Annotated in this window: 9 protein-coding genes; 7 read left to right on the top strand and 2 right to left on the bottom strand. The window is 37.2% G+C overall.

The window, feature by feature from the left end; all coding sequences use genetic code 11:
* Positions 1-562: 562 nt before the first annotated feature.
* From F9K23_07615 to F9K23_07600, 4 genes are read left to right on the top strand one after another with little or no spacing between them, the layout of a single operon-like run.
* Complete coding sequence (locus tag F9K23_07615; protein KAB2916463.1) at positions 563-925, top strand: hypothetical protein; 363 nt, start codon at positions 563-565, stop codon at positions 923-925.
* A gap of 8 nt (positions 926-933) precedes the next feature.
* Positions 934-1506 carry a hypothetical protein gene (locus F9K23_07610; GenBank protein KAB2916462.1) on the top strand — a complete coding sequence of 191 codons (573 nt, stop codon included), beginning with the start codon at positions 934-936 and terminating at the stop codon, positions 1504-1506.
* A complete protein-coding gene (locus F9K23_07605; GenBank protein ID KAB2916461.1) occupies positions 1493-2011 on the top strand; it encodes a hypothetical protein in 519 nt (172 codons plus the stop codon). The genes F9K23_07610 and F9K23_07605 overlap by 14 nt, the downstream gene beginning before the upstream one ends.
* Entirely contained in the window at positions 2001-3929 is a 1929-nt protein-coding gene (locus F9K23_07600; GenBank protein KAB2916460.1) for a hypothetical protein, read from the top strand. The genes F9K23_07605 and F9K23_07600 overlap by 11 nt, the downstream gene beginning before the upstream one ends.
* Positions 3930-3987: 58 nt before the next feature.
* Here F9K23_07600 and F9K23_07595 read toward each other — a convergent pair whose 3' ends face one another.
* On the bottom strand, positions 3988-5946 hold the full coding sequence (locus tag F9K23_07595) for a glycosyltransferase (protein ID KAB2916459.1): 1959 nt from the start codon (positions 5944-5946) through the stop codon (positions 3988-3990).
* Positions 5947-5958: 12 nt separating this feature from the next.
* Complete coding sequence (recR, locus tag F9K23_07590; protein KAB2916458.1) at positions 5959-6564, bottom strand: recombination protein RecR; 606 nt, start codon at positions 6562-6564, stop codon at positions 5959-5961.
* 252 nt (positions 6565-6816) lie between these two features.
* Here recR and F9K23_07585 point away from each other — a divergent pair, with 252 nt between their 5' ends.
* From F9K23_07585 to F9K23_07575, 3 genes are all read left to right on the top strand, one after another.
* The gene (locus F9K23_07585) at positions 6817-7440 is read left to right on the top strand and encodes a hypothetical protein (GenBank protein ID KAB2916457.1); all 624 of its coding nucleotides are present in this window, start codon (positions 6817-6819) and stop codon (positions 7438-7440) included.
* 188 nt (positions 7441-7628) lie between these two features.
* Positions 7629-7973 (top strand): endonuclease domain-containing protein, encoded by a 345-nt coding sequence (locus F9K23_07580; GenBank protein KAB2916456.1) that lies wholly within the window; start codon positions 7629-7631, stop codon positions 7971-7973.
* A gap of 297 nt (positions 7974-8270) precedes the next feature.
* Positions 8271-13154, top strand: coding sequence for a PQQ-binding-like beta-propeller repeat protein (locus tag F9K23_07575; GenBank protein KAB2916455.1), 4884 nt, complete (start codon positions 8271-8273; stop codon positions 13152-13154).
* Positions 13155-13185 lie beyond the last annotated feature (31 nt).

The following is a 13185-nucleotide window of genomic DNA, read 5'->3' as shown; positions in this document are numbered from 1 at the left end:
AAATCCCGATGCTATTGATAGAAGGTTGGGCACTCTATCCATAGCGGCAGGTCTGCGTACCTGTCGCTGAATATTGCCGACCACCCCTAACCCCTCCTTGCCCTACGCACATACTTCGACAGGCTCAGTATTGACGCTTTGCTAAGGAGGGGAACAACCGCATGGGCTCATGTACCCACAATAGCAGCAGTTATTAAAATTCGTTCGTCGTTCAAGGGGTTGCGCGTAGGCGAAGTCCTGAGTTAGTTGAAGGATAGGTGGGACACGTGGGACAGACAAAATTTACTTATAAAACATTGGTTTTTAAATTTTTACTGATTAAAACCCTGTCCCAAACATGTGGGACAAAGCGGGACAGTTGTATCATCTTGTTACGGTGGTATCTTGTTATTGTGTGATGCGGTTATTTTTTTACGCACAGCACAAGGGTTTGCGGGTTTTTATCTACAAATACAATCTTTCAGCGTGTCAAAAAACAAGGGTGTTATATAATTGGAATTAGTGGTTATGTAATCTAAATAAGTATTAACTATATTTACGGCTAGAAAATAATACTATCTATATGGAACCAGTTACGCTAATAACGGCAGCTATAACTTTAGTTATGCCCTACATATTAAAAGCAGGAGAAAAAATAGCTGAGAATGTTGGAGAAGATATTTGGAAGCTTATTAAGAGACCATTCGTAAATCAGAAAGAATCAGAGTTGGTGCATGATATTACTGACAGTATCAGAAAGCAAGAACTTATTCAAAAGTTAGTGGAAAAAATAAATGAGGATCCAACATTTAAACAAGAACTTGAAAATGCTGTTAATAATGCACATCAAACGCTAAATGCACAAAACCAACAAAACATTAACAATAATGGACAAATTCAAAAGCAAATAAATATTCAAGATAATAAAGGAAATATTCAAATGTAATTTGTTAGATGAACGTAGAAAACAAGGAAAACGAAATTACTAACCAATTAAACATTGCAAACAATGAGGGGGCAATTTTTTTGGTTAAAAATACAAGGTTTGCAAAAAGGTTTGCAAAATTAAATGAGGAGGTTGCATGTGATGCAAGATATAATGGTATAATGGAATCCCTAAAACTATATCTTACGAGTAGAGACGGTATAGATATGCCTACAAAACTAAAAGATGGGGGATTTAAGGAAAGTGAAATAATTGAGGCAACTATAAAAAAGCAAAAATATGCTAAGCGTTTAGAGTTAAATAAATTTTACGAATCGGCACAATGGATAGACAGTCAATTATTTAGTAAAATAAAAATGGACTTTGAGGCGCATGTAATGCCTCTAATTAATAATGGGGCATTAAAGGACGAGGTTTTTAAAGAGCTAACCATTAAAGTTATTCAGCCTGTACTTGATTTAATAAATACTGAAGGCGAAAATGACGACGTATTAAACTATAACGCAGATGACATTTTTGGCATGGTTTATTATCTCACTGGCCAATGTCATTTAAACTGGAAAAATTATGATAGTATATAATCAAGCTTTTGACCTATATCATACAATTTTTAGATTGCTTCATTTTTTAAATAAATTTAATAATGAAGATATTATTGAAATTGAACGAATAAGAATTTGGGATTTCTATTTTCTTTTTCCAAGTAAAATTCATGAAATAAGATTAAAACAAAATGAGTCTGATATAAGAAAAATAAGAAAACAATTTATAAAGGATTCGAATAATCCTTATGAGAGGATTACGGAGAACAGAAAAATATTTGAAAAAATAAAGCCCTATCAATTAGCGGCGCTTAACTGTATTGCCTCTTATGAAATAATTGAAAAATCTTTTTTAAATCAACAAAGAATACTAATTATAAGTAAAAATATTTTGGTAGATTTTGTTGATAAGCTTGGAGATTTGTCCCCTAAAGAGAAAAACGTCATAGCATTAATGACTTCGCAATTTAATAATATGTCATTATTTGGAACTGATGGTCTAAAGAGTAGAACCAATTTAATGGAAAGCAAGTATGACGCGTAATAATTTGTTTCTAAGAAGGCTGCGAATTATTGCAGAAAATGACAGGATTGCTTATGACGAGATTTTCCATAAAGGTGTAAACATCATTCGGGGGGATAATAGTAGCGGGAAGTCAACGATTACACATTTCATTTTTTTTGTTTTAGGTGGAGCATTTAATGACTTTGTCCCTGAAGCAAGAAAATGCTCTCACGTTACTGCGGAGGTTGAAGTAAATTCAGCGGTTTTAACCATTAAACGGTACATAGAGAAAGATGGAGAAGGGAAAATAATCGCCCAAGCACCCCTATACTTTTTTTGGGGCTCTATGGATGAAAGTCTTAACCCTCCTGTGGATAAAACGTGGCAAAAATTTGGCTATAAAACCACAGAAAACAAGAAGAGTTTTTCAAATATTTTATTTGAACTACTAGGCTTGCCTATCGTTAAAGGTGATAGTAATATTACTTTTCATCAAATTCTAAGGCTGTTGTATATTGACCAAGATTCGCCGACAAATTCATTGTTCTACTATGAACATTTTGATAGTCAACTGACTAGAGAAACCGTTTCTGATTTACTACTGGGCGTTTATAATGAAGAATTATATGAAAATAAAAAACGATTAATAGTTGCTGAAAAGGAACTAGATGATATAAAAACCGAAATAAAAGCCGCAAGTCATTTTTTTTCAGACGAACATCTTTTAAACCCAGAGCATATTGCTACAGTAATTGCAAACAAGGAAAAAGAAATTTCTGAAATACAGGATGAAATCGTTTCAATTAGAAATAAGGAAAAAGAAATTAAGTATGAAACGAATTCAAAACTATTGTTTCAAAAGTTAACAGATGAGTCTATTGAGCAAAGGAAAAAAGTTTTAAACATAGAAAAGGATATTAATATTTTAAACAACGAAATTGAAGATTCTTCTTTTTTTATTGAAACCTTAAACAAGAAAATAAAAGCACTGAAAAACTCTATTAATACTAGAGAATTTCTAGGTAATCTTCCTTTAGAGTATTGTCCCGAATGCCTTACCAAAATTAAACAAAGTGAAGACCACTCAAAATGTAAGCTTTGTAAAGAGCCAATCGATCAGTCCTTTGGTGTGGTTCAAGCTAGAAGAATGGAATTAGAAATTGGCTTTCAAATTAATGAATCACAAAAGCTACTGGAAACGAATAAACGAATTCTTTTAGAATTTGAGGCGAAATACACCGCTGAGCTTGGTAAGCTACAGGATACCCAAAAGCGTATAAATGACGCATTAAATGACGTTAAGTCATTTAATGAAGAAACAGTTGACAACCTGAATAGTATGAAGGGATTTATCGAAGGGGAGATTCTTCAATACAGAACAATGCTTGAAAAAGCTGAGCTATATGATAAGCTTATTCAAAAAAAATCTCAACTAGAGAAGGAAATAAAATTCTTAAAATCCTATATCTTTAATACAGAAAGTAAACAGGAAAAACTGAAAGAAGAAATTAATAAAAAGGTAAGGGAAGAAGGGGTTTATTTACTTAACAATGACCTTGATAGACAAGATGAGTTTAAAAATGCTAACGACTTTTTTATTGATTATTCTAACAACATGACCTTCTTATCAAATAAATTTTCAAAATATTCAGCAAGTTCAAATTTTTACCTAAAAGTTTCTGCGAGGTTTTCAATTTTTTTAGCATCACTATTTATAGATAGTATGAGATTTCCACGGTTTATTTTTGCGGATAATATGGAGGATAAGGGAATTGAAATGCCAAGAGCACAAAATTTTCAAAACCTGCTTATTAATAGAGTCCTTAATTATGCCCCAGAATCTTACCAAATCATTTATACAACTTCATATATAAGTGCGGAGTTAAATAATAGTAACCTAGTTGTTGGAGAATATTATACAAAAGAAAACCCAAGCTTGAAGAATATTCCAAAGTAGTGCATTCAAAACAAATTAGAAATAACCCCAACAATCCCCCAATCAATAAATCAACAAATCAAAAAGTAAGATTACGCCACCCCTTCACCAAGATATTTAGGTCGTTGCCAATCGAGTAGTCTTTGGCGTAAAAGAAATTCAGTTTTTCGGCAGAAATAAAGTGGGTATTGCCCTTTAGCGCATCTAACGGCGAAAGCAAACCGGGCTTTATGGTGGGCAAGGTATTCATGTTTTCGGCAGGAGCATACCCCACCAACGAGCGTGTACCCCCGATAACGTTTAGCAATCCGCCAAAAGCGCGGGCAGGTTTTTTCATCAACCACCCCAACACCGGAAACAAAGCCACCAACACCACGGAAGCAATAATATCAAACACCCGCTTGTTGGCTGCCAAAGCCGGCTCGGCAATGTTCAGTTTCAAATCAACGGTGTATAATTCGCCGTTGGTGTTTTTGCTGTTGCTGCCAATAATATAAAAGCTGTTGCGTGGCACAATTTTAAAATTCACCTGCTCATTGTCCATGCGGCTCATCCAGCCCATAATGGTCTCGGCAGAAATATCGCGGGCGCAAAAAATCACTTCCGTCACATCAAACACCTCGCAAATTTCTTTCAGGTGGTTCATGTTGCCCAAATAGCGGCTACCATCTTTAAACGGCCCGTTGGCCGACACAAAACCCTTAAACGTGTGCGGCGCATTGCTTTCTTTAAGCAGGTCGTACACACGCAAGGCTTCTTCCTCCTCGCCCGCAATAATGGTGTTGTAGGCAAATTGCTGCCCGTAGTTAAGGTTGCGAAACCGTACCGAATGCAGCAGCAAACGCCAGCCGCACAAGAACACTGCTCCCCACAGGGCATCCAGTATTATCAGCGCACGTGAGAAACGCAATGAATCGGGCAAAAAGGCATACACCACACTTATCATGATGGTGCCCCAAAACAAGCCCTGTAAGATGTTTTTAAGCGTGTGTTTGCGATGATATCCCCCGCTTAGGTACATACCCAGCACAAACAGGGCAACGTACAGCACGCCGTTAAAGTACAAGTATTTTAAAGGGTATTCGCCGCCCAGCACGTATTTGTGGTTGTTTTCCCAATACTCTTTGGCGTAATAGTGGCCTATAAACAGTATCAGGGCATCAATTACAGCATACTTGCTGCGTTGCCAAAACCGCCAGCACAAGGCCAGTGCAGCACGGAACCAAATGGCTACATTGATAAACAAGCTAAACAGCTGTGCGTTGCCGCCTTTGTAGTGTTTTTGGGCAAAGATTACCATGGCCCTGTAAAACACAAACACGTAGTTTACACTGGTTTTTTTTGTGCTTTCGCCTTTGTAATGAATGATGGTAGTATCGGCAAAGTAGTAGTTTTTATACCCCGCCAGCGTGATGCGGTAGCTAAGGTCTATATCCTCGCCGTACATGAAAAAAGTTTCATCCAGCAGGCCTATTTTGTCCAATACGGTTTTGCGTATCAGCATAAAAGCCCCTGCCAGCACTTCCACCTCATTGGTTTCGTGTTCGCTCAGGTATTTCAGGTGGTAACGGCCAAAAACTTTCGATTTCGGAAAAATCTTCGATAAGCCGCACATTTTATAAAATGCAACTGCCGGAGTTGGCAATCCGCGTTTTGATTCAGGCAAAAATTTTCCTTTGCCGTCAATCATGCGCACACCCAATCCACCCGCATCGGGGGTAGCATCCATAAAGGCCACTACCTTTTCAAAAGTGCTTTCTTCTACTACGGTATCGGGGTTTAACAACAGCACGTATTCGCCCGTGCTTTCTACTATGGCTTGGTTATTAGCTGCTGAAAATCCTACGTTCTTTTTGTTGGCGATGAGTTTTACATCGGGAAATTTTTCGCGAACCATCTCCACGCTCCCATCCACCGAGTCGTTATCCACCACAAATATTTCGGTAGGCACTTTTTGGGCAGCCTTTTGCGCACTTAGCAAAGCCTGCTCTAAAAACGCCTTTACGTTATAGTTGACGATGATAACGGATAACTTCACGCAGGCAAGATACTAAATTTGGTAAGGCACACGGTTAAGTATAGAGCGACCGAGTGTAATCTCATCGGCATATTCCAGTTCGCCGCCCACGGCAATGCCTTTGGAAAGCGTACTGATGTTTACACCCGTGCCTTTTAGTTTTTTACTTAGATAAAACACGGTGGTATCGCCTTCAACGGTTGCATTAAGTGCCATCACTATCTCTTTGACGTCGTTTTTGGCAATACGTTCGGGCAGGCTATTCATGTTTAGGTCGTCGGGACCAATACCGTCAGCGGGGGCAATCATGCCGCCCAGCACGTGGTAGATGCCTGTGTACTGGCCTGTGTTTTCAATGGCTATCACGTCGCGAAGGTCTTCTACAATACAAAGGGTTGTATGATCGCGACGGTGGTCGGCGCATATTTCGCAAATGTCGTTATCGCTCACATTGCCGCACTCTTGGCAGTATTTAATATTTTCTTTCAGGGTAGAGATTACCTCGCCCATCTCCCGCACCTCGTTATCGGGTTGCTTCAGCATAAACAACGCCATGCGCAGGGCTGTTTTTTTGCCAATGCCGGGGAATTTTGCAAACTGGTTCACCAACTGCTCAAGTGTTTGCGACGGAAACTGCATAATGAAGCAAAGGTAGGGATTTGGGGGATTGGGAATTTGAGATTTTTGATTTGGAGATTTGTTTAACTCACCCTCGATTATCGGTACGCTAACCTAGCCCTACAGTCGCCCCTCTCTAAATTTTAGAGAGGGGGAAGTTGGGGAATGGTTGCTAACTTTTACTTTGGGGTGAGTTAAAAATAGTTGATTGTACTTTTTGGTTGTATATCAGAAATTGTTTTTAACATTTATCTTTGATAATTAATTTTTACTATGAAAAGTAAAACCACCTCTATCACAATTTCCCCTGAACATCTTGATACAATTATTACAGATATTAAAGGACTATTAGAAAGCAATAACGATTTTGTGGCTTTTATTGTATTGGTTATTGGGATAGAATTTTTAGGGAGCTTTAAAGATACGGAGAATTTCAGTCAAGAAAGAATGTCTGAAATAAGATTTAAAAATGGATTGAAATATTTTAATAAAAACTGGTATAAAACAAATAATAAATTATTATACGCCGATTTACGTTGCCCTTTAATTCATCAATATCGACCCGGTGACAAGTTTTACTTAACATCTATGCAGATAAGTAATGCTTCTCAAAAAGATCATTTAAATGAGAGAGACGGTAAAATAATATTAGTATTAGAATGTTTTTTTGAAGAATTTGAAAAGGCAGTACATAAATTGAAAAAAGATATTAAGAATGTTAAAGTAACAAAGCGCGAAGAAGAGTATTTTCTTATAAAAGATATTCCAAAAAAACACAGTGGAATCATCTCTGAAAAAGGTGTATCAATAATTTACGACGGTAATAAATCCCAAACAGATGACTTCACTACCGTGTCTGGTAATACAACATTTAATAATACTGAAACGGGAAACTAAATCTTTGCCAAATATTAATCCTTGTTTTAACTCACCCTCGAATACCAGCACTCTAACCAAAGTCAATAGTCGGCCCTCTCTAAAATTTAGAGAGGGTGAATGTTGGGTGAGTCTTGCTAACTTTTACTTTGGGGTGAGTTAAAAGAATTAACGCTATCAATTAACACAATGGATAGCAAGCGAAATCTATTAAAGAGTTTTGTCGGGATTTAAGAAAGCGTAGCACCCCTTCCGAAAAGATTGTTTGGGAATTATTGCGCAACCGTAAATTTATGGGGCTAAAGTTTTTGAGACAATACCCTATCATATACGGAAATTATGATACCCGTAAATTGTTTTTCATTGCTGACTTTTATTGTGCGGATAAAAAGTTAGTGATAGAGTTAGATGGCACTATCCATGACTTTCAAAAAGATTATGATAAACACCGCGATAAAATAATTGCCGAAATGGGATTGACTATTGTACGTTTTAAAAATGAGGAGGTAAAAAACACAAGGGGGTTTTTGGAGAAGTTAAGTGCCGTGTTTTAACTCCCCTCGAGTACCAGCACTCTGACCAAAGCCAATAGTCGGCCCTCTCTAAAATGTAGAGAGGGAAAAGTTGGGTAATTATTGTCTTTCTAACACTTTGGGGTGAGTTAAACTGTACCCATCGTCGGGTATATAAACCCTACGTTATTAAGAGATGGCTATTATTTGTATCAATTAAAACAGGCATTAATTGTTTAGAAAAATTGGGCAATCCTTTAACACATCATATGCTGTTCGTTCATCGATAAACGAAAAGTCTTTTTAAGAATTTAGCTAATTTGCGGGTTTAAATTACACATGAATAAATACCTATTACCTTTTGTTTTTCTTATATCTTTAGTTAGCAATAGTTTAAAATCACAAACGGTTGATCTTGATTTTACTCAAACTGACGGGACGATTTCAACATATGCAAAAAAGGGAGATACTCTTTTTATTGGAGGAAATTTTTCAAAGGTGTATGGGGGTGATAGTAGCAGTACTTTTGGCGGATTAGTCGCTCATAATAATGCCGGAGTAAACGGAACATGGCCCAAGCCAAACGGAGCAGTATCAAAAGTTATTTCTGATGGAAACGATGGCTTTTTTATAGGCGGATCTTTCAGCAAAGTTGGGGATTCAGTTAGAAATAATGTCGCTCACATTGATAGTTCCGGAAAGGTAACATCGCTATTAAGTAACTATGGCACAAATGGAAGTATATCCGATTTTGCGCTTAGAAATGATACTCTTTATGTTGCAGGAAATTTCTCTATAGTAGGGCAGTACCAGCAAAATAGGTTTGCTCTTTTTGATGCTCAAACGAAGAAAATTAGTGCAAATGTGCCAACATTTAATGGGCCAGTTTATGATATATATCCTGAACCTGATGGGGGTTGGTTTGTAGTTGGCTCATTTACTAAGGTGGGCGAAAAGGAGCAAAAATACATTGCCCGACTTGACTGTGAAGGGAACTTATTAGCATGGGACCCTCAATTAGATTCGGGAGTAAATATTGTTAAAATTCATAATAATACAGCATACATCTGTGGCTGGTTTAGCAAAGTTTTTGGACAGAGCAGAAAATACTTAGTAGCGGTTGATTTAAACACAGGATTATTAAAATCGTGGAATCCTGCCCCTAATGCTCCGGTGAATCAAATTGCATTTTACAACAACACCGCTATTGTTGCAGGAGGCTTTACTGCCATAGGAGGACAAAATAGAAAATATTTGGCGCAAGTTAGTTTGTCAAACGGTTCAGCAACATCATGGACTCCAGATCCGATAGAAAGCATTCATGCCTTATGTGTTTGGAATAATATGTTATATGTTGGGGGTGCTTTCAGATATGTTTACGCAACCAACTTTAACCGTTTAGTAAGCTATGACCTAAGCACAGGTATGCTGGATAGAGTAGCTATTTTAGGACTGAGCGACGATGTATATGATATTGCAGTAAAGGATAATAAGATTTATGTGTGCGGAAAATTTCTTAGGTCAAACTTCAACACTATAAGAAACGGCATTGCAGTTTTTGACCCGACAACCTATGCTTTATTACCATGGAATGCTAATTTAAGTCATAACGCAGCGGTTTCTTCTATGTCATTCGTTGATAGCTCATTAATCATCGGTGGATTTTTTGATAGTGTAGGAAGTAATAAAGTGAGATGCGTCGCATCCGTAAATGCCTATACAGCACAATACGATTTTTTCTCTAAGAATATTACAGCTCATGAATATGGAGCTGATTTTCCATGGGTTTACAAAGTTATTGTTGGTAACGGCAAAATTGCTATTGGCGGTAGTTTTACTACTGTTGGCGGTGCTCCGAGAAATAGTGCCTATTCGGTTGATTTAAAACAAAACAAGCTCTTAGATTGGCATCCGTTAAATGTTAAAAGCCAGATAGAGCTTAGTGGAAATAGAGCATATCTGTTAAAGGGTTTTTCTGGCGGTACTTCCGATGTCTTTACCGAAGTAGATATTTCTACAGGAAAAGAAACCGGTTGGACCGAGGTGCTTTCAAGCTCGATTACTACTTTCTATGTTAACAAGGACAAATTAATAGTAGCAGAGTATGCCGGTAAGCTAAAAGCTTTTGATATTCCATCCAAAACTTTGTTAACTTCATGGAATCCCCAAGTTTCAGGTACTGTTTATAATATGCTTGGTGTAGGAGATACATTATTTCTATGCGGAAAGTTCGGTTTTGTAGGGGGTGTAAGCAGAAGAAGTATTGCTTCAATTAATATTAATACCACAGCAGTAACAAATTTTTCTCCACCTCTCATTAATGATATTGTATCAGAAATAGCAATGCATGGAGACACTCTTTACTTTGCCGGTAGTTTCAATAAAGTAAATGGTAATACAAAGAATTATCTGGCAGCTATTAATATTAAAACAAACGCAATAGTCGATTGGGGGACAGATGTACTAGACAAGGCATTTACTGTTGCCGATAGTAAAAAGGGTGTGTATGTTGGGGGGCTTTTCACCGCTATTGGCGGGTATAAAAGAACTAAACTTGCCGCAATTAACACTAAAACGGGTGCGGTTCTACCTCTACGTCCATATATAAATAAATATGGATTATCGTCAATTGCAGTTAATGACAGTTTCTTATACATTTCAGGTTCATTTGATACAGTTGCAGGCGAAAAACGCACCTGCTTTGCGTCACTAAATTTTAACAGTGGTAAACTAGAAAGTCTGAATCTTTTATTTGATGGTACTGTAACATCTCTGCATAAAATTGGAAACTCTCTTTTTATGGGTGGTGGGTTTACTACTATTAATGGTATTTCCAGAAAAAGCTTGGCTGAGTTAAATCTATCTTCGGGTAGCCTCACTTCCTTTAACGTATCTTTCTCCAACTATATTAATGCTATAACCTCTTTTAATAACACATTATATGTCGGAGGTCGTTTTACAACAGTTGCCGGCCAAACTCGTAATTGTATAGCCGCTTTAAATCTGAACACAAAAGCACTTACCGGCTGGAATGCAAATATGAGTTCAAGTGCTACAGTACAATGCCTTAAAATACATAATGAAGTGTTATACGTAGGTGGCTTATTTAATACAATTAATGGGCAAACAAGGAATAACGTTGCGGCCTTTGATACCAAAACAGGAGCCTTGAAAAGCTGGAATCCCAATACAACTGCTTTAGTTCGCGGTATTGACGGATATGAAGGTATTATCTTTATCGCTGGGCTTCAGGTTTTTGTTGGCGGAGAAACGTATAAAGGATTTGCGGCAGTTGATACCGGGCTAGGGAAAGTTTTATCGGGATGGGAGCCAATGAAGTTTCATCCCGATTACGATATGGCCAGTGTTTTTGTTAGCGACGATAAGGTTTATACAAGCGGCGTAGCAACATTTAATCCATATTACACCTATAAAAATTTTTTTAGGATTAATATCAAAAATAAATTAGAAACAAATAATGTTTCAACAACGTTAAACTGTCCCGGTACATCTATAACCGTTCCATACAGTATTAGATATGGAGCTAACGGTGGTAATGTTTTCACAGTTGAGCTAAGTGACGCTGATGGTTGTTTCTCTAACCCGGTAATTATTGGTAGTGCATATCAGAATAGGAGTGGCAGTATAGTTGCAAAATTGCCATCAAATCTACCTGCCGGAAACAAGTACAGAGTTCGCGTACGAAGTAGTAATCCTGCCTTAATAGCCGATGATAATGGACAGTTATTAAGAATATCTAATGTAACGCTTGGAGTAGGCTTTACTGCAAACGATACTTTATTTTGCGAAACACCATACAATGTTACATTATCAGATACTTCTAAAATAAAAAATGCTGTTGGTTCTGTATCCCGTTTGTGGAAGTTTTCAGATGGAACAACAGCAACCTCCTTGAATGCTGCAAAGTCGTATTTAACAGAAGGGAGCACTAAAATACAGCTGGTAGTTTCTGTTGATGGCTGCAAAGATTCACTTGAAAGACAATTTCATTTCGGAAAATCGCCGACAGCAACAATAAACAATAACACTCCTACCCAATGTTTTAACAATAATCTTTTTCTGTTTAGCGACTCTTCTGATAGTCAAGACAGTTTGTATTCAAGGTTATGGCTTACAGGGGACTCAATGGTAACGGATACTTTAGCATTATATTCTAAAAGCTATACAAAGGAGGGTAAGTACCATATAGGCCTTATTGCAAGAAGAGTATATTGTTCAGACACTGCGTATGATAGTGTGTATGTTTTTAACTCACCATCGGCTTCATTTTCAATAAATAAAGAAGAACAGTGTGTCAATAAGAACAATTTTATTTTTACCGATACAGTTTCCCATGTTGATAGCACAAGCAGGCTATGGGGTTTTAGTGACGGGAGTAATGATGCAGGGGTAAGAACAAGTAAAAGATTTAATACTTCCGGAAATTATACGGTTAAATTACTAGTAAACACTATTCATCAGTGTAAGGACTCCTCTATTAAGCCTGTAAAAGTTTTTTTGAACCCGACCGCTTCTTTTGTTGCTTCTGATACAGCCTTTTGTGAGGACGACAGCACTGAAATTATTGCAACAGCCAGCCCAAATGTTTCGTTCCTTTGGTATAAGGATACTACGTTATTACAAGAATCCTCTTCTAGGATTTTTGTTAGGCAAAGCGGAGTCTACTCGTTAGTTGTTAAAACACCAGAAGGGTGCGATACTTCTACTCAACCTCAGCAAATTAATGTATATCAATACCCTGCAAAACCAACTATTCAAAGACTAAGTTTTACACTTTTCAGTAGTTCAAACAAAAACAACCAATGGGTTTTAGATGGTAATAGAATTAACGGTGCAACCGATAGCTTTTATTCAGCAACAAGTAATGGTCTTTACCAAGTGATTGTTTCAAATAATATGTGTGAATCATTCTCTGATACCATTAGCATAATAAATCTTGGAAATGATAGACTTTACGACCCTGTAAAAGGCATTAATACATATCCAAATCCAATTAGGTCAAACGTTATAACTATTGAGAATGATTACCCTAATGCCCTGTTAGAAATTTATAGCAGTGGCGGGGTGCTCTTAAAACAAGTCCAGTTATCGGATAATCTTACTCAAATTTCTCTTGATGGCATTCCAAGCGGATTAATATTGTTTACTTTCAAATCAGATAAAGGCGTGGTGCTTGGTATTTCAAAAGCGATAAAATATTAGGTTTTATTTTAACCTCATGAGTAGCCAGCTA

The organism is Bacteroidota bacterium (genome assembly GCA_008933805.1).
Taxonomy (GTDB): domain Bacteria; phylum Bacteroidota; class Bacteroidia; order UBA8524; family UBA8524; genus SB11.
Note: the sequence above shows the minus strand (reverse complement) of the source record. Positions and strands in the feature narration are given on the sequence as shown.

Coding starts and splice junctions, on each gene's coding strand:
- F9K23_07615 (KAB2916463.1), top strand. CDS start 563: ATGGAACCAGTTACGCTAATAACGGCAGCTATAACTTTAGTTATGCCC.
- F9K23_07610 (KAB2916462.1), top strand. CDS start 934: ATGAACGTAGAAAACAAGGAAAACGAAATTACTAACCAATTAAACATT.
- F9K23_07585 (KAB2916457.1), top strand. CDS start 6,817: ATGAAAAGTAAAACCACCTCTATCACAATTTCCCCTGAACATCTTGAT.
- F9K23_07600 (KAB2916460.1), top strand. CDS start 2,001: ATGACGCGTAATAATTTGTTTCTAAGAAGGCTGCGAATTATTGCAGAA.
- F9K23_07605 (KAB2916461.1), top strand. CDS start 1,493: ATGATAGTATATAATCAAGCTTTTGACCTATATCATACAATTTTTAGA.
- F9K23_07575 (KAB2916455.1), top strand. CDS start 8,271: ATGAATAAATACCTATTACCTTTTGTTTTTCTTATATCTTTAGTTAGC.
- recR (KAB2916458.1), bottom strand. CDS start 6,564: ATGCAGTTTCCGTCGCAAACACTTGAGCAGTTGGTGAACCAGTTTGCA.